Raw genomic sequence first — 21948 nt, forward strand, 5'->3', positions numbered from 1 at the left:
AGGTAGCTGATGTTAGTTGAAGCCGAAATATGGACAATTGCCAGAACAGACCAGGGCAACGCCGTTCTGGTCCGTCCCATCGGCAGCGAATCCGCTGTTCCGATCTTTATCGGTCAGCTGGAGGCGCAGTCCATCCTTATCGGGCTTGGAAACGTCCCCATGCCCCGTCCCCTTACCCACGATCTGTTCATTACCCTTTTTTCCATGCTCGGCGCCGAGCTGCAGCGTATCGAGATAACCGCCCTCAAGGAGGGAACCTTTTACGCCCAGATAATCCTGAGTAAAACGAACGGCGAGGAACTGATTATCGACGCCCGGCCCTCCGACTCCATCGGAATAGCCGTACGGGCCAAATGTCCAGTCTATATTGACGAATCCGTGGTTGATGAAGCCGGGATTTCCGTATCCGCCGTAAGCACTGGCAGCGAAGAGGTGGCATCCAACCCCTACGAACAGGAGAAGCGGCGTCTGGAAGAGGAGCTGAACCGGGCCGTGGAGGTCGAAAACTACGAGGAAGCCGCGAAGATCCGGGACAAGCTGCAAAGACTGTCGGAAACCTTCCCCCAGGGGGATGAAGAAGCAGAGTAGCTCTCCTACAGGCAGAGCGAAAGGAGGCGATCATGAGAATTTCACAACTGGACTGGGAAGCGAAGATGTTTCTCGCCGGCTGCATCAAGAGCGCCATCATGGCGGACGGCCGCTTTGGCGATGATGAACTTGCGGAACTAGAAGAGCTCGAATCTGATCTCCCCTTCCGGGACTTTCCTGCTGCCCTGGAGGAGTTTGAAGCGGTTGTAAAAGACAGCGAATCCTTCTGGGAGATGGCGGAGGAGATCCAGAAGAAGGACATTCAGGAGCTGATTCTGTCCATCCTGCGGGAGATCAGTCTGCGGGAGGGTTTTCCTGACGAACATGAACTCGAACTTATCAGCGACCTGGAAAGGGTCTGGAATTTCCAGTAGTCAGGCGCTTATGGCATACCCGCTGCCTATGGTATCCAGCGCTCCGTGGAGGAGGACCCGGGCAATATGCCCTTCGCTGTTGATTATCCGCTCCCGAAAGGCTGCCAGGTGCAGGTACCGGGAAAGCACCGCAAGCATATGAAGATACACTCCCTGCATGGAAGGCGGATTGGCCGCCACAAACAGAAGACGCACAGGCTCACCGTCGTAGGAACCGTATTCAATACCATGCATGGATATTCCGAGGCACAGAAAAATATCCGTCAGACTCTGCAGTTTTCCGTGGGCCATGGCGACGCCATGCCCGATACCCGTATTTCCCTCGAGTTCCCTGCGAAGGACTGCCTCCTTGAGACCATGTATCCGGTCCAGGGTCCGCAGCATGCTGATCCCTGCAAAGAGTTCGTCAAAGGCTTCCTGCTTGGTTTCGGCCCGAAGGGGAACAAGTACCGACGAAGGGGGGAGGAGGTGATGGTAGTCCATGGCTGAATCCTCCATACCTCTAGTATCGTCCGTTTTGTACCAGCTTCTTACGCTTAAATATAGAAACAACTACACGTAAACAGGATCAGGAAGATGAGCAGCGAAGATCGGAGCTTAGAACAGATAAAGGCCGGGTACGAAAAAAAGATTTCCGATCTTAAAAAGCTTATACGCATAAGCCGGGATTTTAACGCAACCCTGGAGTTTCCAATCCTGATCGAGTCGATTCTCTTCGTCTTTATGGGACATCTGCGGCTTCTTCAGGTGGGCCTTTTTATTCGGGACCAGTTTGACCAGGGAGATCTGAGTCTCTACCGGAATTACCGGGGCTTTCAGATTGACCACCGCGTTGACTATACCCTGAAGGGAAAATCTCCCTTTATGCAACTGGTGCAGGAGCAGGCCTGTCCCTGTACCCTTGAAGAACTCAGCACCCTTCTGCCCGCCGGAGAGGATAGCCTCACCGTTCTCGAAAAGCTGACCCCCGGACTGATTGTACCCCTGACAGCCAAAAATACGGTAATGGGTATCCTGGTCCTGGGACAGGGGACATCCCCGGGGTTAATCTCCCCGGAAATTCTGGAACAGATACGGATTATCGGCCCCTTTGCGGCCATGGCAATCTACAACGCCCTGCTCTACGAAATGGCCATTACCGACATGATGACCAAACTAAGGCTGCGCCACTATTTTCTCTCCTCCATGAACGAGGCCTTTGAAAAGGCCTGCAGGAACAAGAGCAGTCTGTCGCTTCTGTTTCTGGACATAGATCATTTCAAGGCCTTCAATGACTCCCATGGTCACAGCTGCGGGGATTTTGTGCTGATCAAGGTGGCTGACCTGATCCGGGGCAGTATACGACGGGGGGATATTGCCGCCCGCTACGGAGGAGAGGAATTTACCGTTCTTCTGCCGGATACGGACAGTAAAATGGCCCTTCTTGTTGCCGAGAGAATCCGCAGAAAAATCAGCCAGGAAGACTTCGCATATGAAGGGGAAACCGTCAAAACCACGATTTCCATCGGTGTTGCGGAGCTTGAGACTGAACGGGATTTTACCAGCGAATCCCTTATCAAACGCGCCGATACAGCCCTCTACCAGGCCAAGGAACAGGGTCGGAACCAGGTTGTACTGGCACAGTAATTCAACACTTCAGGAGAAACCATGGCCAGACTGACCGTACAGCCGGAAAACAGGAGCTATCCCCTGTCTGCGACAGTGTCCCTGCTGAATACCCTTCTCAGGAACAGCCATCCGATTCAGCACAAATGCGGAGGCAAAACCCAGTGCGGAACCTGCAGGATTCGCATACTGGAAGGTTCCCGCTTCCTGAATCCCGTGGGAGAAAACGAGCTCAACAGGCTGGGGCAGGAAAACCTGGCCGCCGGCCTGCGTCTCGCCTGTCAAACCTTTGCCTACGGGGATGTCAGCATCGAGATCCCGAAGGATTAGAGCCGGGCCAGGAGTTCCTTCAGGAAGGACCAGAAGGCTTCCGTTGAGGGAATACTGACCCTCTCGTCCGGGCTGTGGGCCCCTTCAAGGTCCGGTCCGAAGGATACCATGTCCATGCCGGGTACCTTGTCGGCGATCACTCCGCACTCGAGCCCCGCGTGTACCGCGGTCAGGTGGGGTTCCTTTTTCCGGACCTCCCGGTATACCTCGGCGGCAAAGCGCAGCAGAGGAGAGTCCGGATTCGGTTCCCAGGAGGGATACTCGCTCTCGTACTCCACGGTGCAGCCCATGAGTTCCAGCTGTGCCTTTACCCTGCGGCTGATAATATCCCGCTTGTAGCCGGCGGCTGAACGCTGACTTGTCAGCACGTAAAGCTTCTTATCATCCATGGTGACAGCCGCAAGATTGGTGGAGGTCTCCACCATTCCCGGCACAACCGTACTCATCTCCTGGGACCCGTGGGGCATGGCAAGGAGCCCCCGGATTATCCGGATTCCGTCCTTCAGGACCCGGGAAGGCTTCTCCTTCAGCTCTTCCACAACAACCCGTACGGGCTTGTCCTCGGTGTAGAGTCCGCGGGCATCCACTTCCACCTTCGCCGCAGCCTCTTTCAGCCGCGGAATATCCCCGGGGGCCAGGGCAAGAATAAACTCCGCCTCCCGGGGAATCGCGTTGTGCTTTCCGCCGCCCCTGAGCGAGACAATCTCCATGGATTCTGCCTCGGCAGAACAGATGGCCAGCGCCCCGAGCTGAAGGGCGTTTCCCAGGCGCCGATGAATCTCTCCCCCGGAGTGTCCCCCGGAGAGCCCTTCCACCCGAAGTCGCAGCATCCGGCTGCCGGATCGGGGAGATGCAAAGGAGGGCACCAGGCTTCCCGAGGTGTTCCTGCCCCCGGCGCAGCCGAAGTAGAAGACCCCCTCCTCCTCGGAGTCCAGATTGATAAGGCGACGGCCCTCGATCAGGTCGGGGGTAATCGCCATGGCCCCGTTCAGGCCGGTCTCCTCGTCGACGGTAAAAAGTGCTTCCAGGGAAGGATGCTTCAGATCCGGATTGTCCAGCACCGCCAGAGCAGCTGCCACGCCGATGCCGTTGTCCGCCCCCAGGGTCGTGCCGTCCGCCCGGAGCCAGTCTCCGTCTATTACGGGCCGGATGGGGTCTTGTTCAAAATCGTGGACGGTCCCGTCGTTTTTTTCGCACACCATGTCTATATGTCCCTGAAGCACCACCGGGGGATGATCCTCGTAGCCCGGAGAGGCGGGCTTTTTTATAATGACATTCCCCGCCGCATCGATACGGACAGGGAGTTTCCGCTCCTGTGCAAAGGAGCGGATATATTGCGCCAGGGCCGCCTCGTTTCCGGAGCCATGGGGAATCGCGAGCATCTCTTCAAAGAATTTCCACAGCGGAGCAGTACAGCCTGCTCCTTCGTTCAGTACAGCCATTCATCTTCCTCCAGTCAAATCCGTATCCTACCATGCATGCCTCATTGTGCCCATACGGAAGTTTTGTGCTTGACGTATTCCCCGCTTAGCCGTAAGGTTTTCTACACTATGCAGCGCACTATCTTAAGCATTACCACCGATCCCATCGACACGGAAGAGCTGATCTCCGTTCTTGACAGTGTCGGTCTGGGCAGTTTCCGTATCATCAGCGCCGCTTCCATGGAAGAGGCGGAGCCTCACTTTTATGTACAGGAAATCTATCTGGTAATTGCGGACGAGCGCGTTCCCCAGGCGCTCGAAGTCCTGCAGGAGATGAAGCAGGACGAAATGTTCGCCCATGTCCCGATTCTGCTGCTCATCGAAAAGAGGACCAAGGAGCGCATACAGGCGGCCTTCCGGATGGGCTTTGATACCTGCGTGGCCCTGCAGGAGGTCTCCGCCCTGCTTGCACACCAGGCCATACCGCTTATCCGCAACCACCTGAACAACGACGATACCATGGAGAAGATTTCCGTCCTTCAGGAAAAGGCCATTCAGGATTTCATACTCCTCGATCTCATCAAGGATTACATTCCCCGGACAATCTGGAATGTCGCCAAAGAGTACGCTCACGAACAGCGGATTGAAATCCCCGAGGAAGAGCGGATCCTTACCATCGTATTCGGGGACATCAAGGATTTTACCCCCCGAACTCAGAGAATGGAACCGAAAAATGTTATCCGTTACCTGAACAGCGCCTTCGACGTTGTCGCCCGCCTGGTATACGCCCATGACGGAGACATCGACAAATACATCGGGGACGCCTTTCTCGCGGTCTTCAACGATCCGGAAAAGGCCGTTGCCTCCATGCTCAGAATCCAGAAGGAGTTCGAGAAACTCAACAGTGAGCGCTCTTCCCGGGGCGAAGACACCATCGTATTCCGGGTGGGTATCCACACCGGACCGGTGATCCGGGGCAACGTGGGGGGAAACCAGCGCTTCGACAATACCCTTATCGGAGACACCGTCAACACCGCCGCGCGCCTCGAGGCTATAGCCCCTCCCGGAGGAATCCTGATTTCCGAGGCAACCCGCAGAGAACTGGGGCTGGAGCTGCCCGAGGCTTGCGGCCGGACGGAAAACCTGAAAGGCCGGGTCGGCGACGAGAAGGTCTGGGAGATCTACAAACACCTGAAAGACTCCTCCTTAGCCAATGAACCTGCTGCTCTGTGAACCTGACGAGGTCGACTCCGGCGGACAGGCGGAACTGAAGGGTCCCCGGGCGGAACACCTGAGAAAAATTCTCAGGCTCAAAGCGGGGGACTCCGTCGCCGCAGGGATCATCGGTCAGGGGACAGGGAAAGGACGCATCGAAAGTCTCAGCCCCGGATACGCCCTCCTCACCATACACGTTACGGATCCGCCCGAACCTCTCTATCCCTTGAGCCTTGCCGTCGGCATGGTCCGCCCCATCCAGACCAGACGCATACTGAAAACCGCCGCCTCCTTCGGCATCCGGGAAATCTGCTTCGTACCCACCGCCCTGGGGGAAGCCTCCTATCGGGAGGCGAAAATCTGGGACAGCTACCGGGACTTCCTGGTGGAAGGAGCCTCCCAGGGAGGAATATGCTCCCTGCCGGAGGTCCTTCGCTTCGCTTCCCTGGAAGAGTTTCTGGAAGAGACACGCCGCCGTGACGGGCGCATCCTCTTTGACCTTGCTGATACAGCTGCCGCCCCCCCGGAGAAGAGCAGGGAGGCGCTAATACTGATAGGTTCGGAACGGGGATGGACGGGGAAGGAACATCGCGAAATACTGGATGCGGGCTTTCAGCTCCGGGGTCTTGGCAGACGCATCCTGACCACAGAAACCGCCTGTACCGCAGCGACGGCCCTTACGCTGCGGGAACTCGGCCTTTTTTGAGCCCCATAAGATAGAGAAAGAGGTAGAGGCCCCCGAAAAAGAGGACCGGCGCCGCCATCCAGGCAAACTGATGCCCCTCTGCCGCCTGGTAGAAGAGGGTTGCCACAATCCAGGCCATCAGAGTGTGGTAGGTAACGAAGAGTACCGTGTAGGGTCCGCCGATCTCCCTGACCACCGTGGCGACCACCGCAAGACAGGGAAAATAGACCAGAACGAAGAGCAGATAGGCATAGGCCTGGGCGGGGGTAAAGTGCTGCCTGAGAAGCTGAAAACTTCTGGGGTCCTCTTCCGCCTCGTCACCAAAGCCCAGGGCTGCAGCCAGCCCGGCGGGAATGGAGAGCAGGGAATCCCGGATTCCCGAAACAAGGGAAAAGCCTTCATCCTCCTCACCTTCTGCCGGATTTTCCGAGGATTCGCTAAGCTGGGAATAGAGGCCGTTGATTGTTCCTACAATCGATTCCTTGGCGAACATACCGGTAAAGAGTCCCACCGCGGCGGGCCAGTTGTCCCGCTCGACCCCCATGGGAGCAAAAACCGGCGTCAGGCCCTTGCCCATCAGGGCCATGACGGAGTTTTCGTTGTCCTGATTGCCGATGCTGCCGTCAAGGCCAAAGCTGCTCAGGAAACCCAGGACCAGTACCGCCAGAATAATCACCTTTCCTGCCCGGAAGATAAAATCCTTCAGCCGCAGCCAGGTGTGCAACATGATGTGTCGAAAGCGCGGAGCATGGTAGGAGGGGAGCTCCATGATCAGGTGGCTTGTCTCTCCCCGGAAGGCGGTGGTCCGGAAGATCAGCCCGGTAAGAATCGCCAGGACAATACCGATCAGATAGAGGGAAAACACCACGAGTCCCGCCTGTTCTCCGAAGAAGGCCGCCGCAAAGAGGGCGTAGACCGGCAGCCGCGCCCCGCAGGACATCAGGGGAGACATGAAGATAGTCATAATGCGGTCTTTTCTGGAATCCAGGGTACGGGTCGCCAGGATCGCCGGCACCGTACAGCCGAAGCCCACCAGCATGGGAACAAAGGCCTTTCCCGGTAGGCCTATCCAGCGCATAAAACGGTCCATAATAAAGGCCGCCCGGGACATGTAGCCGGAATCCTCGAGCAGGGAGAGCATGAGAAAGAGAAAAAAGATAACCGGAATAAAGGTCGCCACCGTCTGAATACCCGCGCCGATTCCGTCCGCCAGCAGGGCGATGAGAAAACCAGGGGTGCCGAGGGTCCGCAGCAGCAGACCGAAGCCGTCGACAAAGATTGTGCCGGTAAGAATATCGAAGAAATCGATAAAGGCCCCGCCCAGGGATATGGAGAGCCAGAAGACCAGATACATGGCGACTGCGAAGAGAGGAACCCCGAGAACGGGATTCATGACAACCCTGTCGATCTTTTCGGTCATGCTCTCCCGGGTGATTGTTCTGGTAACAACCTCCCGTACCACACCGCGGATCAGTCCGTAGCGGGCGTTGGCCACCACCACGTCCGGCCGGTCCTTCAGGATGCCCGAAACCCGGAGAATCTCCGCTTCCAGCTCCTCCCGGGTAAACCAGCCCTCCCGCAGTATTTCAGGAGTTACGGTTTCATCCTCTTCCAGGAGTTTAACCGCCGTCCAGCGGGGCCGGGGATGCTCGGGGTCGGCCCTTTTTATCCGCTCCATCATCGAAGCCAGGAGGTCCTCGATCTCGTTGGGATAGCGTACCAGTTTCTGGGGGACCCGGGGAGGTTTCTCCAGGGATGAGCGCACAGCCCGCATGACCTCCGCGGCGGCGTCCGGACGTGTAGCCGAAACCTCCACGGCGGGATACTGAAGATGGGTGCTCAGATGCCCCACGTCCACATTCAGGCCCTGTTCACTGGCCAGGTCGTGCATGTTCAATACCATCAGGCTCGGGATCCCCATCTCCATGAGCTGGGTGGTCAGGTAGAGGTTCCGCTCCAGGTTGGTGGAATCCAGGATATTCACCGCCAGGTCGTACTCACCGGCAAGCAGAAAGTCCCGGGCCACCCGTTCGTCCTCGGTTTTTGCCGAAAGACCGTAAATACCCGGCAGATCGACAATTCGGAAGCTGTCGTCCCCCTCCCTGCGGTGGCCCTCGACCAGATCCACCGTAACTCCCGGCCAGTTTCCGATCCGCTGGGAACTGCCGGTGAGGGCGTTAAAAAGAGTCGTCTTGCCGCTGTTCGGGTTTCCCACCAGGGCTATCGTATATTTCATTATCTTCCTGTCCCCTTGATTCGGGTTCGTTAATTCTGTTCCTCCGGCGGGTCTTCAGAAGACGAGAGGCTTACGAGTATGTGTCGAACGATACCATGGCCCAGCATGATCTTTGAGGTTTTTACCATAAGCACATGGGGCATCCCCCTGCCGCCGCGGATTACCCGGATCTTCTCGCCGGGGACAACCCCCAGATCGAGCAGACGCTGCCGCATTCCCCTTCCGCCCCGCAGGGATCGTATACGAACCTCTGCTCCGGGAGGAACATCTGCAAGAGAAATGAGCTGATGGTCAGGGTGATTGATACCGGATTCCATAAAATTAGGCCCGCCTATCTTGATTCGGATATGCTATTATCTCTAATCTTGCCATATCTTGTCAATTATCTTTCCCTCCAGTTGATCTTCAGATATACTGAAACTCTCACTTTTATACACGGGAGTATGGAGAAACTTGAGTACCTTTCGTCCGCAGCACACCGTCGATCTGACGGAGCGTAAAACGGAGTCCACAATAAACCTCCAGCGCCGGCGGCTTCTGAGCCTGGACAGCCAGTTAATCGAGCCCGTCACCAGATTTATCCGGGAAGGGCTGGTCATTCTGAATACAGAGCTGCAGATTCTCTTTGCCAACCCCTCATTTATCGCCCTTGCCCAGGCTTCAGGCGAGGAGGAGCTTATCGGAAAGAGGATCGGAGAAGCCATCAACTGCATTAACGCCACCCTCTCTTCCGAAGGTTGCGGCACCTCCAGCGAGTGCTCAGCCTGTATGGTCCTCTCCTCCCTGGTAAACCTGGGGGAACAGCGCCAGGATACCTCCGCAACGGTCTTCAGGAAGGCAAAAGAGGCCCTGCACCTGAAGGTAAGCTCCATCAGGATACACATCCAGGAGGAAGACTACGTCATAAGCGTACTGCGGCCGGTAAACCAGGAGGAGCGCAAGATCTCCCTGGAGAGGATTTTTTATCACGATATCCTGAACTCCGCGGGGGTTTTGAAGGGCCTTATTGAACTCCTGCACGAGAACTATCGTCAGCTTCCCGGCTCGGCGGAAACCGGAGGGAACAGCGAGATGGAGGAACTCTGGAACGCCACAATACTCTCATCGGCCCGTATTGTGGAGGAGATCCAGGCCCAGCGTGACTTTTCGAAGGCCGAACGCAACGAGCTTGCCCTGAACATCTCAGCCATACATACAGCCAGCTTTTTCCGGGAACTGCGGAACTGGTTTACCGCCTACGAACTCTCAGAAGAAGGACAGATCAGGCAGGCCGAAGGTTTTGAGGAACTCGCATTTTCCAGCGATCCGGTCATACTGAGGCGGGTCTTTATAAACCTGATAAAAAACGCCCTGGAGGCGGCCCCCAGGGGATCTGTGGTCGTTATCGATGCCAGGGGGAATCCCGGGGGTGTGACCATAAGCGTCCAGAACCAGGGTGTCATGCCCCGGGAGGTGCAGAGGAGTCTCTTCCGCCAGACCTTCAGTACCAAAGGGTCCGGTCGCGGTTTCGGCAGTTACAGCGTTAAACTGCTTACCGAGCAGTATCTTCAGGGGTCGGTGAGTTTTCTCTCCGATGACGAACACCAGACCATATTCAAGGTTAGACTTCCATGGAAAATCAATTTGTAGTATCCCTGCTGGCCGTACCGGCCCTCTGGAAAATCGGACTCTCCCTGGCCCTGATTCTGGTGGTTCAGAAGTTTTCCCGCTCCCTTCTGGCGGGGGTAATCGCGGGATCGGCCCTGCTGGCCTTCTGGGCGGGACACAGTCCCCAATCTGCCCTGGACATCATGCTGGAGAGTACCTTCACCTTCGACGGCATGATGCTGCTGGCGGTAATCGTGCTGGTTATTCTCCTCTCGAGCCAGATGGCCAACAGCGGCATGATGGCAGAGCTCGTCGCGGCGGTGCAGAAACGCCTCAACCGCCGGGCCTCGGTGGCCCTGCTCCCCGCACTGATCGGGCTTCTGCCCATGCCGGGAGGGGCCCTCTTCTCCGCACCATTAATCGACGACTGCGACCGGGACAAAGCGCTCCCCCCCATGGAAAAAACCCGGGCCAACTACTGGTTCCGCCATATCTGGGAGTTCTGGTGGCCCCTCTACCCGGGAGTGCTTCTGACCATCGAGCTCTCGGGGCTTAAAATCTGGCAGCTCATGGTGGTCATGTTTCCCCTTACCTTGATCTCGGTGCTTTCCGGGTACCTCTTTATCCTGCGCAGGATTCCAAAAGATCATGCCATCCACGTCAGCGAAGAGGGCCACCACGCCGCCGGACAGATTCTTCCCCTCCTGAGTCCGGTACTCATCGTCATAGCCACATATCTTGGCTTTATGCTGCTTCTGCCGGGCACGGAAGTTTTCAGCAAATACCTTCCCATGGTCTGCGGCCTGAGCCTGGCGGTGTTGTTTGTGCAGGTCCGCCGTCCCCTGGACCGGAAAACCTGGAAAACGATGATCCTATCCCGGAGGATCATCTCCATGGTGGCCATTGTGGCGGTAATCCGCATCTACGGAGCCTACATAGAGAGCCCCCTTCCCGACGGCTCCTCCCTGATCGTGCTTCTCCGGAGCGAACTCGCAGCCCAGGGGATTCCCGCAGGACTCCTGATTATCCTGCTGCCCTTTATCGCCGCCCTTACCACCGGCCTTACCATCGGTTTTGTGGGAGCCAGCTTTCCGGTGGTCCTGAGCCTGCTGGGGCCGGAACCGACGGCATTGCAGATAATGCAGATTCTGCCCTTCGCCTACGGAGTCGGATTCATGGGAATGATGCTCTCCCCGGTGCACGTCTGTCTGCTGGTAACAAATAAACACTTCAATACCGGGCTTACCAGCAGTATAAGGGCCCTGATAGCTCCGGTTGCCTTTACGGCCCTGGGCATCATTCTGGTAGGAGGGCTGTGGATGATGGTGTAGGAGGGATGGAATACTAATTCAGCTTCTGTTATATGGTTTGAAAGTCTGATTTAATGAGAAAGCATTTATGATAACATCAGGATTATATGAATCCCTCATCACCCGCATGCTTCAGGAACGTCTGGAAGAGCTTGACGGGTCCTTTTACATAGCAAAACAGTCCGTGGACTCCGCAGAGGCTGCCGGATATTTATCCCGATTTTTATCCCGGATTCTTTTTTTGTCTTTGAATCTCTGCCTGATCATGAAGATCGCCTGCTGACTCAAGTAGATCTTGCCAACGCTTTAGTAAAATGGCTGGCTGAGTATTTAAACAAGGCAGAACTCTCTGAAAATTTACTTGTGTCTCAGGGAGAGATTCTCACAGCTTTGTTTGAAACCCAGAACCCGCTTGCCAAAGATTTGAAAGCATATGTTTCCAGGATTACTCCACAGACCGGCCTGGTTCAAAGCGAGCTGTTTACCGGAAGCAATGCCGGTCTATCCCTTGAATCGGAACTGAAACGTGAAATCCTCTCATCCAATGAAATATGCTGGCTTGTATCCTTTATAAAATGGACAGGGATTCGGATTTTCTCGGATGTGCTTAAAGAGGCTGCGAGCAATGGAACAAAGTTGAGAATAATCACGACTTCATATATGGGAGCAACTGATCAAAAGGCTGTAGACTTTCTTGCGGATCTTCCCAATACGGAAGTGCGTCTGAGTTATAATACCGAAAGGGAACGCCTGCATGCAAAAGCTTATCTGTTTTTGCGAAACACCGGTTTTAATACCGGGTATATCGGTTCTTCAAATCTCTCCCGATCTGCTTTAACAAACGGACTCGAGTGGAATCTTAAGGTTACAACCGGGGAAATTCCACATATTATAGAAAAGTTCAAATCAACCTTTGAAACCTACTGGGTTTCTTCTGATTTTGAACAATACAATAATCAAGATAATTCACATCGCTCGAGGTTGAAAAAGGCGCTTCAATTCGAGCGCGGTGGTGAATCCTTAGACCCGGACGACCCGGTCTTTTTTACCATTGAACCTCACTCATACCAGAAGGATATTCTTGAACAACTGCATGTAGAGCGGACTGTACATAAGCGTTACCGTAACCTTGTGGTGGCTGCAACAGGGACAGGAAAAACGGTTATATCTGCCTTTGATTTTCGATCGTATTACAGGAAGAATCCTTCGGCTCGCCTGCTTTATGTCGCGCATCGCGAAGAAATCCTTCGCCAGGCACGTGCGACATTCAGAGCAGTTCTGGGTCTGCACTCTTTCGGTGAACTATGGGTCGGGAGTCATGAGCCGGATAACTTCAGACAGCTTTTTGTCTCAGTTCAGACTCTAAACAACAGGATTGAAACCCTAAACTTTGATTCCGATTATTATGACTTCATTATCATTGACGAAGTTCATCATATTGCAGCAGAAAGCTATCGGCCCATATTATATCAGTTCCAGCCGGGAGTTTTACTGGGATTAACAGCCACCCCGGAACGCCATGACGGCACGGATATTCTGGAAGATTTCTGTGGAGTTATTGCCGCAGAACTCCGGCTTCCGGAGGCAATCAACCTTCGATATCTTTGCCCTTTTCAATACTTCGGAATCGACGATCCTGTTGATCTGTCAAATGTACAGTGGGTCAGAGGAAGATACTTACCATCAGAGTTGACCAATATTTACATGGCCAATGATCAGCGGGTCGACCATATTCTTCGTTCCATGAAAGATATTCTGGTTAATCTGAAGGCAATTAAGGCGCTGGCATTTTGCGTTTCCCAGGAGCATGCGCAATTCATGGCGGAAAAATTCGTTCTCAATGGAATCAAGGCGGCTGTTTTAACGAGCAGGAATTCACCCGATCGTACCAGGCTTCGCGATCAGCTGGTTCAGGGCAAAATAAATATTCTCTGTGTGGTGGATATATTCAATGAGGGTGTGGACATTCCGGAAATCGATACGGTACTTTTTCTTCGCCCAACGGAAAGTCTTACAATCTTCCTTCAACAGTTGGGCCGGGGGCTTCGCCTGGTTAATGACAAGGAATGTTTAACGGTTCTCGATTTTGTCGGAAATGCCCACGCTGAGTATGACTTTTCCAGAAAATTTCGAGCCCTGGTCGGAAAATCCCATATTTCAATCATCGATGAAGTGGAAGAAGGTTTTCCGCATCTGCCCCTGGGGTGCTCAATCGTTCTACAGAAGCAGGCGAAAGAAATAATACTTCAAAATATCAAAAACGCAATTGTGAATCAGCGTAAAATTATTTCATGGATTCGAAGCTACCCGCTGCATACATCACAGAATCTGACCATCACCAATTTCTTGCGGCTCTTTCCGCAGGTATCAATCGAGGATATCTATAAAAATAAAATTGATGGTGGAGGCGGATGGTCACGCCTCTGCGTCAAGGCCGGATTTACCGAGGATACTCTCAATAAAAAGCTCGAACGGGCGATCTTCCGAGGTATATCAAACCGGCTTCTTCAATGCACTTCACAGTCATATCTATCCTTTGTCAGGAAATTAATCATAAACGGTTCCTGGGATACAACAAATCCCATTGAAAACCAGATGGCTCTGATGGCCCACTATGATTTCTGGCAGAAGCCGGGGAGTGAACTCGGGTTTTCATCTTTACAGGAATCCCTGGGCGCTCTGTTGCAGGATTCCCGCCTGAAGATAGAATGTTTTGATGTAATCAATCATCTTCTCGAGCGCCTGAAAACGGATGAAAAACCTATGATCATTGGATTTCCAACGGCCCTGCATCTCCATTCCCGTTATACCCGGGATGAGATTCTATCGGCCTTTGGAATACACCGGTTTGGGAAGAAAAGCAGCAGCCGTGAAGGCGCAGTAGAAATAAAAACTTTGAATTGCGAACTTCTCTTTGTAACCCTTAAGAAAACGGTAAAAAATTTTTCACCCACCACGCTCTACCACGACTACGCAATCAGTGAAGATCTTTTTCACTGGCAGTCACATAATGCTGCCCGGCCTGACAAAGGGAGAGGATTATCCTATGTTCAGCACCGTATACGTGGGAAAAAAATCATCCTTTTTGTGCGGGAGCAGATTCTGGATGAATACGGCCGGGCTATGGGTTTTATAAATCTTGGACCTGTTAATCTGGAATCCTGTCATGACAGCCGGCCGATGAACATAATCTGGCGTCTGGAAGAACCTCTTCCGCCATATCTCTGGAATGACGCGGCAAAAATGGCGGTGGGATAAGCAACCTGCGTAACGCCACCAGAAATGATTCCCGGTAGAATCTGCTCATCCTATTCTGGTATATGAAATTGAAGAAGATCTGATAAGGATCATTGCCTGCAGTTTTCATTATTAGGTCTGGAACGCCTCTTCCCCCACCCGCAGCTCGAAGATATCCACGTCAATGTAGCGGCCGAACTTGCAGCCCACCTCCCGCAGGGTTCCCACGTGGCGAAAGCCGAAACGCCGGTGAAGGGCAAGGCTCGCGGCGTTGCCTTCGGCTATGCGGGAGATCAGCATATGCAGTCCCTCCCGGCGGGCGATCTCAATAAGCTGCTCCAGCAGACGGCCTCCCAGGCCCCGCTTCTGATGCGCCGGGTCCACATAGATGGAGACCTCCGCCGTGCTGTCGTAGGCTTTTTTTTCCGACCAGCGGGAAAGAGACCCCCAGGCGGCGACATCCCCGGATTCCTCATGAAGGACTGCAAAAACCGGGTGGGAGCCGTCATGGGCTGCCAGCCAGGCGCGGCGCTCTTCCAGGCTTTTTGGTTCGGTGTCGAAGGTGGCGGTGCTTGTCTCCACGGCCTGGTTGTAGATGCGCCGGATTCCCTCCAGGTCGCCCTCTTCAGCGGCGGCGCAGCGGTATCCTGCGGGAAGGCTGATTTCAGATCCCATAGATCAGCCGCAGCTCCTCTGCCATTATCTCGATGCCCCGGCGCACGTCTTCACTGTTCTGGGCGTAGCTTACCCGCAGGCACTGGTCCCGGTGGGGCCAGGGGTCGTCGTTACCGAAAAAGAAGTAGGAGCCGGGAATAACCAGGACGTTTCGTTTTTTCAGGCGCCGGTAGAGTTCGATGCTGCTGACGGGCAGATCCTTGAACCAGAGCCAGAGAAAGATGGACCCTTCGCTCACGTGGATCGAATAGGGAAGCCCGGCAAAGGCTTCGTCCATTAGCTTCATGGTTTCCCGGGATTTTTTCAGGTAGAAGGGCCGCACCACCTCGCTGCTCAGGCGCAGCAGCTCGCCGTTTTCCAGGAGCGGGGCGGTTATCACCTGGCCGATGCTGGAATTGGCCAGGCTCAAAATGGCGTTTACCCCCGACAGGGCCTCGATAATCTCCGCGGAAGCCACGATAATACCGGTGCGGGATGCGGGGAGTCCGATCTTCGAGAGGCTCATGCTTAAGATTATATGCTCGTCCCAGATCAGGTTGGCGTCGGTAAAGATGATATTCGGAAAAGGCGCTCCATAGGCATTGTCCACGATCAGGGGAATCCCCTTCTCCGCGGTCCGCTCAGAAAGCACCGCAAGCTCCTGGTCGGTTATTACGTTTCCCGTGGGATTCGTGGGCCGGGAGACGCAGACCGCCCCGATATCCGGACCGATCTCCAGGTTGTCCAGGTCGGGATGGTATTTGAACCTGTTGCCCGGCAGCTCCTCTATGCGGGGCTTCCGGGCGGTAAAGATGCCCTCCTCAATGGCCTGGTCGGCGTAGCCGATGTACTCAGGCAACAGCGGGAAGAGGATCTTCCTCATCTTCCCGGATTCATCGGTTCCGCCGAACATGTTCAGAAGGCAGAAGAAGGCGCTCTGGCTGCCGTTGGTAATGGCGATGTTTTCAGGGCCGATTTTCCAGCCGTACTCCCGGTTCAGCATCCCCGAAAGGGCCTTGAGAAAGCTCTCCTTTCCCTGGGGAGTGTCGTAATTGGCGACCATGCGCTCGTATTCGCTGCCGTTGGACAGGATATGCTCCATGCGTTCCCGCCAGAGGGCGTTGACCTCAGGAATGTGGGCCGGATTCCCGCCCCCCAGCATATAGACCTTCTCGTCGGTCTGCAGGGCTTCGCCCATGTCCTTCATCAATCCCGAAATACCGGATGGAGAGGTAAATTTTGTTCCGAACCTGGATAAAGGGTACTTCATGGCCGTTATCTCCCTTTCTTCATCTGCATGTCGAGGTGTTGCGGCATCCTATCACAATTCCCGCCTTTTGAGTACCGCGGAAGCCCCGGTCAAAACGCTTGACCGTCTTCCCCGGGACGGGTATTTTGCCTGTATGTACAGAGTTTACCCCTTCTCGGCCCTGGTCGGTCAGGAAGACCTTAAAACAGCCCTGCTTCTCTGCGCCGTCGACCCCGGTATCGGGGGGCTCCTTATCCAGGGAGACAAGGGAACAGCCAAGACAACCGCAGTCAGGGGCCTTGCGGCCCTGCTGGAAGAATATAGACCCCTGCCCAGGGAGGAGAGCCTGGTACTGGAGGGCGACATGCCCGGCAGTGTTCCCCTCCGGGGATCCATTCTGACGGAGCTTCCCTTGAACGCCACGGAAGACCGTATAACCGGCTCGATTCACCTGGAGAGTATCCTGAAAGAGGGCACCCGCCGCTTCGAACCGGGTCTTCTGGCCCAGGCCCACGGGGGAATCCTCTACGTTGACGAAGTCAATCTGCTGGAAAGCCATCTTGTGGATATCCTGCTGGATGCAGCTGCCACCGGTATCAACCGGGTGGAACGGGAGGGGATCTCCATAAGCCACCCCTCGCAGTTCATCCTGGTGGGTACCATGAACCCCGAAGAGGGGGACCTGCGACCCCAGTTTCTGGACCGCTTCGGGTTCACCATCTTCATAAGCGGCCTCCATGATCTGGAGGAACGTAAGGAGATCGTCAGCCGACGTCTGGATTTTGACGCCGATCCCGAGGGCTTTTGCGACCGCTGGCTGGAAGACGATGCCCTGACGGCAGAGATGCTCAGGAAAGCCCGCGAGAACCTTACGGACATAGAAGTACCCGAATCCTCCCGTCACCTTATCGCGGAGCTCTGCAGCCGTGCCGGGGTCATGGGACACCGGGCGGACATTACCCTTACCAGGGGAGCCCGCGCCCTGGCGGCCCTGGTGGAGGCTCCCGCAGTTACCGGAAACCACGTAAAAGCCATGGCCCGCTTTGTACTCCCCCACCGGATTCCCCACTCCGGCGTTGAGGGCTTCAAGGACCTGGCGGACAGGACCGAGCAGCTTATCGGCGGTGCAGGCGGCGGGGGAAGCGCGCAGGTCGAGACCGGCAGCTTTGTCCCCGGAGACGACGGTTCCCTGGATGATCCCTACGACAATACCGAGATCCCCGGAGGTGCCGCCGCGGGGAGCCTTGTTTTCGATCACTTTAAAAAAAAACGGCGGACGAGCCCCGGGATACCTCAGGGCTCACCGAAATAAGCCTTCCTGAAAACCTGGAGGTCTTTCACGGTCGCTTTGCCGCCAAGGGACAGCGCATGGAAGAGAGCCCCCGTGGCCGGGGGCGCCAGGTACGGAGCCGGAAGGCCCGGGACCTGAAAGGGGGCATCGCCCTGCGGGATACCATCTACCGGGCGGCCCTGGAGGGGATCAGCGACGCGGCGGGAAAGCTGCATATCGGCCCTGAGTCCCTGCGCGAGGCGGTGCGGGTCGAGCCTTCGGGATTCACGGTCATCTTTACGGTGGATGCCTCGGACTCCATGGGTTCGGTTGAGCGCCTGGCCGCGGCCAAAGGAGCCGCCCTCTACCTCTTGAGCCAGGCCTATGTACGGCGCCTCAAGGTCGGCATGGTTGTCTTTCGGGGAGAATCGGCCTATACGGTCCTGGAACCCACCTCCAGCCTCTCCCTGGTTCGCCGGCAGCTGGCAGCTCTTTCCATCGGCGAAGCCACCCCCCTGGCGGCGGGACTGGTAAAAAGCCGGGAGCTTGCGCTGCAGGTTCTGGACCGGGACGGTTCCGGCACGGCCCTTATCGCGGTCCTTACCGACGGGGAGGCCAACGTACCCCTCACCCGGGGCCGGATGACCCACGAGGAGCTCTACGAAATGGCGCCGTCCCTTGTTCATCCCCGCATCCGGTACCTCTTTCTCGACACATCCCCGGGAGAACCGGGGGCCCTTATCCGCCGCCTTGCAGCTCAGACGGGGGGACGATACCTGCACCTGAACACCGGAGAGAGCGGCGATCTGATCAAGGCCCTCAAAGGGCAGAAAGGCTGAAAGTTTTCCCGGGAAAGCAGTGGCCGCCTTGTACCATCCGGCCCCGCCATGACAGAATGGGAGCATGGACCAGGAACTGCTGCGACAATGGATACTCGAACACGGAGAGGAGCGCTTCGCCCGCTCCGGCGGACCCGGGGGCCAGAACGTCAACAAGCTCAACACCAAGGTGCAGCTTAGAATTCCCCTCGATCAGCTTCCCGGACTGACGGAGGCGGAGATCTCCCGCCTCAGGGAGAGACTGCAGGGGCGAATCGACTCATCCGGGGAGCTCCTGGTACAGGCCCAGGAGAGTCGAAGCCAGATCCGGAACCGGGAGACCGCGGTGGAGCGGGCTCTTTCCCTGATCAGCGGAGCGCTGGTGGTCCGCAAGTCCCGGAAAGCCACCCGTCCCAGCTTTTCCGCCAGGGCCAGGCGGGTGGATAACAAAAAGGCCCGGGGTGCGATAAAGCGACACCGCCGCCCCCCGAAGATGGACGAATAGGGCAGCGCTAAAAACGTGGCATTTTTGTCCTGGGAAATCCCGACAACGCTGCATAGGGCAAAAAGAGTAGTTTTTAGAGGTGCCCAATAATTAATACGAATTTACCGGTATGACCCTTTAACAAGTTCTCGTCTTTTTGTATGATTTGAGTTAACGAACGTTCGGTTACTTGTTTTGATCAACTTTCTGACAACAGACAGATCAGAAAAGAAAAAGTGCAGCGATTAGAATGGAAAAAACAAAAATCCTGTCCGGCGCCTTTACCGTATGGCAGAAAAGCATGTTTACCCGCACCAGTCTCACACCTCTGGCGAGGGAACTGGGGGTAAGCAAAGCGGCCATCTACCGGTATTTTCCCGGAAAAGACAGCATAATCGACACCATGGAAGAGTATTTCGCCGGGAAATACCGCGAGAATACTCCCCGGATGCTTGAGGTCCTGGAAGCAAAATGCCTGAAAGAGGGCATTGAGGGCTATACCCGGGAGCTGATTGCCTTTCTTTCGGGAAATCCGGGCTTTATCCGCTTCTTTATTTCGCGCCTCTATCACCAGTACCGTCGGGAAACCCTGCCGTTCTGGCCGATTATCGAAAAGGAGGCCCTGCTTCTGCAGGAGCGATTTATCGCGACGGGATTTGAAAAAGAGGAAAGCGCCCTGTGCGTCCGGTACTTCTACACCCACGTTCTAAGCTGGGCCCATCTGCTCACCGGAAACGGCCTGAACGAGACCGAGGTCTACGGTTACGTATCGGTAATCGCAACCTCCTTTTTTGAAGGATTCGCTCCCCCCGGTCTTCCGGAGGTCCCCTATAAAACAGTGGAAAAGGAGATCCGGGTTCTCCCCGAGGCCTTCCCGGAGGAGAACAGGATAATAAACTCCCTCCTGGCGGTGGTGGCAAAAGAAGGAATCGAAGGGGCAAGCATCAGCAGGATAGCCGAGGAGGCGGGATACTCAAAAAGCACCCTCTATTCCTACTTCAAGAACAAGAACTCCATGATCCTCAGCATTCTCAAAAACCACGCCGAGGCTGTTGACCGCCTGTACACGCGCTTCTGCAGCGGGGAATATCCGGTAAACGAGACCATCTACCGTCTGATTCTGCTCATCTCACGATATCTTTGCCAGACCCCATCCTTTCTGGTTACCTTGAACTGGCTGCGTTTCCAGAGCCCCCGGTCCGGAAATAATAGTAAAGGGGGAATGGAGAGTCTGCAGGACCGGCTTCCCCGCTTTGTACAGGTCATGAAAAACAGGGAGTGCCGCAGTTTCGGCCTTGCACCGGAAAGACTGATGGGGATTCTATGGTTTCAGCTGATCCGGGAGATCATGGACCTCTATGGAAATTCAGCCCCCGGATCCACACCGCAGGAGAAAACAGTACCCCTGCGCACACTCCAGATACTGTTCTGCGAAGGTCTGGAAGGAATAGAAAGGAGACATCAATGAAAAAGCCCTGCATCCTGGCGGCGTTTACCCTGTTACTTCTGTTTTCAGCACAACTCAGCGCCCAGCTTATGCCGGAAAACCGTAAAGACCTTGACTCCATGATCGGCGAGGAGCTTATGCTCCCGGAAGCCCGGGACTACACCCTAACCGTGGACCAGGCGGTGGAGCTTGCAATGGAGAACAACCTGGGACTCATCAGAGAAAAGGCGGGATTAAAAACCACCAGACGCAGCCGCGACACCGCCTGGAACGTTCTGATACCATCGGCGGACGTATCTTCGACCCTGCGGCGCTTCAGCGAAGCATCGGGCATACCCCCGGCGGAAACCTACGGGAGCCTGGGCGCCAGGCTGAACTTTTCCCTTACCCTCACCCCTCAGCTCTGGTACGCCTTCCGTAAAACGGTAATCGACTACGACCGGGGACTGATGGACCTGGAGCAGACCAGGCAGGATCTGACGGTCAACATCAAAAAGCAGTTCTACGCCCTGCTGACCCAGCAGGAGAACATAAAGATCCTTGAACAGCAGCAGAGGTCTCTGGAAAAACGCTACCGGCAGGCGGACACCAACTACAACTTCGGACTGGTGGATGAGTATACCCGCCTCAGCGCCCTGGTGGCCCTGGAGAACTTCAAACCCCAGGTGGAGATCGCCCGGGACGGGTACGAACAATCCCTCCTGGGTTTCAAACTCAGCCTGGGAGTCAACCTTGATTCAGGACTCACCCTGGACGGGCGCATCGAAGCGGAACCCCGCACCTATGATCCGGATACCCTGATTGGCAGGTACATTCTGGACCGACTGGACATCCGCTCCCTGGTAACAGAGATCCATGGAATTGAAAACACCCGAAAGCTCGCCTCTTCGGGATATCTGCCCAGACTGACCTTCGGATACAGCCTGGACAACTCCTTCAACCTGGACCCCTGGTCGGACCTCTCCTTCGCCGGGGACGACTGGAGCGACAGCCGGACCTTCTCGATGACCCTCTCCATGTCCCTGAGCGAACTGCTGCCGGTTTCCGGAACAACCAACGATGTCAGGGCGGCGGATGACGGCCGGGAAGCCCTGCGGGCGGGCCTGGCCCAGGCCCTGCAGGCCGCGGAGGTGGAAATAATCACAACGGTGCAGACCATCAATAAATCGGTCCAGATGATAAAGGCCAAGGAACTAAACGTGGAACTGGCCCAGCGGGCGTATAACCTGGCGGAAGAGGCCTACAATGCCGGAGGAAAATCCCTGCTGGACGTGGAGGATGCGGAAGACAAACTGCAGGAGGCCCGTTTTGAGCTTCTGCGGGAAAAGGTCAACTACATAAATGGAATCATCGACCTGGAAGCCGCGGTCAACCGCGGTATCAGCGAAATCGAGACTGCAGAATAACAGACTGAAAAAGAACAGAGAAAGGAAAAAAC

The 21948-nt window shown here is 55.5% G+C and carries 21 protein-coding genes; 15 read left to right on the forward strand and 6 right to left on the reverse strand.

Annotated elements, in window-relative coordinates:
- The first annotated feature begins 9 nt into the window (after window positions 1–9).
- Window positions 10–588, forward strand: coding sequence for a bifunctional nuclease family protein (locus tag B4O97_RS15015; protein ID WP_083052049.1), 579 nt, complete (start codon window positions 10–12; stop codon window positions 586–588).
- 32 nt (window positions 589–620) lie between these two features.
- The gene (locus B4O97_RS15020; RefSeq protein ID WP_083052051.1) at window positions 621–962 is read left to right on the forward strand and encodes a TerB family tellurite resistance protein; all 342 of its coding nucleotides are present in this window, start codon (window positions 621–623) and stop codon (window positions 960–962) included.
- Here the strand turns inward: B4O97_RS15020 and B4O97_RS15025 are convergent, their stop codons facing one another.
- Window positions 963–1445, reverse strand: a complete 483-nt coding sequence (locus tag B4O97_RS15025) for a PTS sugar transporter subunit IIA (RefSeq protein WP_158084325.1) — start codon at window positions 1443–1445, stop codon at window positions 963–965.
- Between the two features lie 93 nt (window positions 1446–1538).
- Here B4O97_RS15025 and B4O97_RS15030 point away from each other — a divergent pair, with 93 nt between their 5' ends.
- Both B4O97_RS15030 and B4O97_RS15035 read left to right on the forward strand, forming a co-directional pair.
- On the forward strand, window positions 1539–2588 hold the full coding sequence (locus B4O97_RS15030; protein ID WP_083052054.1) for a sensor domain-containing diguanylate cyclase: 1050 nt from the start codon (window positions 1539–1541) through the stop codon (window positions 2586–2588).
- Between the two features lie 21 nt (window positions 2589–2609).
- Window positions 2610–2897, forward strand: coding sequence for a 2Fe-2S iron-sulfur cluster-binding protein (locus B4O97_RS15035; RefSeq protein ID WP_083052055.1), 288 nt, complete (start codon window positions 2610–2612; stop codon window positions 2895–2897).
- Here B4O97_RS15035 and B4O97_RS15040 read toward each other — a convergent pair.
- Window positions 2894–4339, reverse strand: a complete 1446-nt coding sequence (locus tag B4O97_RS15040) for an aminoacyl-histidine dipeptidase (protein WP_083052057.1) — start codon at window positions 4337–4339, stop codon at window positions 2894–2896. The genes B4O97_RS15035 and B4O97_RS15040 overlap by 4 nt on opposite strands.
- Before the next feature lie 108 nt (window positions 4340–4447).
- On the opposite strand from B4O97_RS15040, the gene B4O97_RS15045 reads away from it, so the two are divergent.
- A complete protein-coding gene (locus B4O97_RS15045; RefSeq protein ID WP_158084326.1) occupies window positions 4448–5551 on the forward strand; it encodes an adenylate/guanylate cyclase domain-containing protein in 1104 nt (367 codons plus the stop codon).
- Complete coding sequence (locus B4O97_RS15050) at window positions 5532–6239, forward strand: RsmE family RNA methyltransferase (protein WP_083052058.1); 708 nt, start codon at window positions 5532–5534, stop codon at window positions 6237–6239. The genes B4O97_RS15045 and B4O97_RS15050 overlap by 20 nt, the downstream gene beginning before the upstream one ends.
- On the opposite strand, the gene feoB is transcribed toward B4O97_RS15050, so the two are convergent.
- The gene (gene feoB, locus B4O97_RS15055) at window positions 6211–8454 is read right to left on the reverse strand and encodes a Fe(2+) transporter permease subunit FeoB (protein WP_083052060.1); all 2244 of its coding nucleotides are present in this window, start codon (window positions 8452–8454) and stop codon (window positions 6211–6213) included. The genes B4O97_RS15050 and feoB overlap by 29 nt on opposite strands.
- Window positions 8455–8483: 29 nt before the next feature.
- Complete coding sequence (locus tag B4O97_RS15060; protein WP_083052061.1) at window positions 8484–8771, reverse strand: FeoA family protein; 288 nt, start codon at window positions 8769–8771, stop codon at window positions 8484–8486.
- Window positions 8772–8907: 136 nt separating this feature from the next.
- Between B4O97_RS15060 and B4O97_RS15065 the strand changes: the two genes are divergently transcribed.
- The 4 genes from B4O97_RS15065 (at window position 8908) to B4O97_RS15075 (ending at window position 14609) form a co-directional block, all read left to right on the forward strand.
- Entirely contained in the window at window positions 8908–10083 is a 1176-nt protein-coding gene (locus B4O97_RS15065; RefSeq protein ID WP_083052063.1) for a sensor histidine kinase, read from the forward strand.
- A complete protein-coding gene (locus tag B4O97_RS15070; protein WP_083052064.1) occupies window positions 10065–11372 on the forward strand; it encodes a DUF401 family protein in 1308 nt (435 codons plus the stop codon). Before B4O97_RS15065 ends, B4O97_RS15070 begins: the two co-directional genes overlap by 19 nt.
- A 67-nt stretch (window positions 11373–11439) precedes the next feature.
- Window positions 11440–11634, forward strand: coding sequence for a hypothetical protein (locus B4O97_RS19635; protein WP_198947086.1), 195 nt, complete (start codon window positions 11440–11442; stop codon window positions 11632–11634).
- 107 nt (window positions 11635–11741) lie between these two features.
- Complete coding sequence (locus B4O97_RS15075; protein ID WP_198947087.1) at window positions 11742–14609, forward strand: DUF3427 domain-containing protein; 2868 nt, start codon at window positions 11742–11744, stop codon at window positions 14607–14609.
- Between the two features lie 111 nt (window positions 14610–14720).
- On the opposite strand, the gene B4O97_RS15080 is transcribed toward B4O97_RS15075, so the two are convergent.
- Entirely contained in the window at window positions 14721–15263 is a 543-nt protein-coding gene (locus B4O97_RS15080) for a GNAT family N-acetyltransferase (RefSeq protein ID WP_083052066.1), read from the reverse strand.
- Window positions 15253–16512, reverse strand: a complete 1260-nt coding sequence (locus B4O97_RS15085) for a valine--pyruvate transaminase (RefSeq protein ID WP_083052067.1) — start codon at window positions 16510–16512, stop codon at window positions 15253–15255. Before B4O97_RS15085 ends, B4O97_RS15080 begins: the two co-directional genes overlap by 11 nt.
- On the opposite strand from B4O97_RS15085, the gene B4O97_RS15090 reads away from it, so the two are divergent.
- The 5 genes from B4O97_RS15090 to B4O97_RS15110 all read left to right on the forward strand — a co-directional run bounded on the left by B4O97_RS15090 (window position 16511) and on the right by B4O97_RS15110 (window position 21916).
- On the forward strand, window positions 16511–17803 hold the full coding sequence (locus B4O97_RS15090) for an ATP-binding protein (protein ID WP_233143077.1): 1293 nt from the start codon (window positions 16511–16513) through the stop codon (window positions 17801–17803). The genes B4O97_RS15085 and B4O97_RS15090 overlap by 2 nt on opposite strands.
- A gap of 56 nt (window positions 17804–17859) precedes the next feature.
- Complete coding sequence (locus B4O97_RS15095) at window positions 17860–18600, forward strand: VWA domain-containing protein (protein WP_083052069.1); 741 nt, start codon at window positions 17860–17862, stop codon at window positions 18598–18600.
- Between the two features lie 64 nt (window positions 18601–18664).
- The gene (arfB, locus tag B4O97_RS15100) at window positions 18665–19084 is read left to right on the forward strand and encodes an alternative ribosome rescue aminoacyl-tRNA hydrolase ArfB (RefSeq protein WP_083052070.1); all 420 of its coding nucleotides are present in this window, start codon (window positions 18665–18667) and stop codon (window positions 19082–19084) included.
- Between the two features lie 229 nt (window positions 19085–19313).
- The gene (locus B4O97_RS15105) at window positions 19314–20531 is read left to right on the forward strand and encodes a TetR/AcrR family transcriptional regulator (protein ID WP_083052078.1); all 1218 of its coding nucleotides are present in this window, start codon (window positions 19314–19316) and stop codon (window positions 20529–20531) included.
- Entirely contained in the window at window positions 20528–21916 is a 1389-nt protein-coding gene (locus tag B4O97_RS15110; protein ID WP_158084327.1) for a TolC family protein, read from the forward strand. The genes B4O97_RS15105 and B4O97_RS15110 overlap by 4 nt, the downstream gene beginning before the upstream one ends.
- The last annotated feature ends 32 nt before the right edge of the window (window positions 21917–21948 follow it).

The organism is Marispirochaeta aestuarii (assembly GCF_002087085.1).
Taxonomy (GTDB): Bacteria; Spirochaetota; Spirochaetia; order JC444; family Marispirochaetaceae; genus Marispirochaeta; species Marispirochaeta aestuarii.

Excerpts from the sequence above, each read along its gene's own strand:
- B4O97_RS15090 (WP_233143077.1), top strand. The coding sequence starts at position 16,511 with ATGGCCGTTATCTCCCTTTCTTCATCTGCATGTCGAGGTGTTGCGGCA.
- B4O97_RS15085 (WP_083052067.1), bottom strand. The coding sequence starts at position 16,512 with ATGAAGTACCCTTTATCCAGGTTCGGAACAAAATTTACCTCTCCATCC.
- B4O97_RS15020 (WP_083052051.1), top strand. The coding sequence starts at position 621 with ATGAGAATTTCACAACTGGACTGGGAAGCGAAGATGTTTCTCGCCGGC.
- B4O97_RS15110 (WP_158084327.1), top strand. The coding sequence starts at position 20,528 with ATGAAAAAGCCCTGCATCCTGGCGGCGTTTACCCTGTTACTTCTGTTT.
- B4O97_RS15105 (WP_083052078.1), top strand. The coding sequence starts at position 19,314 with ATGGAAAAAACAAAAATCCTGTCCGGCGCCTTTACCGTATGGCAGAAA.
- B4O97_RS19635 (WP_198947086.1), top strand. The coding sequence starts at position 11,440 with ATGATAACATCAGGATTATATGAATCCCTCATCACCCGCATGCTTCAG.
- feoB (WP_083052060.1), bottom strand. The coding sequence starts at position 8,454 with ATGAAATATACGATAGCCCTGGTGGGAAACCCGAACAGCGGCAAGACG.
- arfB (WP_083052070.1), top strand. The coding sequence starts at position 18,665 with ATGGACCAGGAACTGCTGCGACAATGGATACTCGAACACGGAGAGGAG.
- B4O97_RS15035 (WP_083052055.1), top strand. The coding sequence starts at position 2,610 with ATGGCCAGACTGACCGTACAGCCGGAAAACAGGAGCTATCCCCTGTCT.
- B4O97_RS15080 (WP_083052066.1), bottom strand. The coding sequence starts at position 15,263 with ATGGGATCTGAAATCAGCCTTCCCGCAGGATACCGCTGCGCCGCCGCT.
- B4O97_RS15045 (WP_158084326.1), top strand. The coding sequence starts at position 4,448 with ATGCAGCGCACTATCTTAAGCATTACCACCGATCCCATCGACACGGAA.
- B4O97_RS15070 (WP_083052064.1), top strand. The coding sequence starts at position 10,065 with ATGGAAAATCAATTTGTAGTATCCCTGCTGGCCGTACCGGCCCTCTGG.
- B4O97_RS15060 (WP_083052061.1), bottom strand. The coding sequence starts at position 8,771 with ATGGAATCCGGTATCAATCACCCTGACCATCAGCTCATTTCTCTTGCA.
- B4O97_RS15025 (WP_158084325.1), bottom strand. The coding sequence starts at position 1,445 with ATGGACTACCATCACCTCCTCCCCCCTTCGTCGGTACTTGTTCCCCTT.
- B4O97_RS15050 (WP_083052058.1), top strand. The coding sequence starts at position 5,532 with ATGAACCTGCTGCTCTGTGAACCTGACGAGGTCGACTCCGGCGGACAG.
- B4O97_RS15015 (WP_083052049.1), top strand. The coding sequence starts at position 10 with ATGTTAGTTGAAGCCGAAATATGGACAATTGCCAGAACAGACCAGGGC.
- B4O97_RS15095 (WP_083052069.1), top strand. The coding sequence starts at position 17,860 with ATGGAAGAGAGCCCCCGTGGCCGGGGGCGCCAGGTACGGAGCCGGAAG.
- B4O97_RS15040 (WP_083052057.1), bottom strand. The coding sequence starts at position 4,339 with ATGGCTGTACTGAACGAAGGAGCAGGCTGTACTGCTCCGCTGTGGAAA.
- B4O97_RS15030 (WP_083052054.1), top strand. The coding sequence starts at position 1,539 with ATGAGCAGCGAAGATCGGAGCTTAGAACAGATAAAGGCCGGGTACGAA.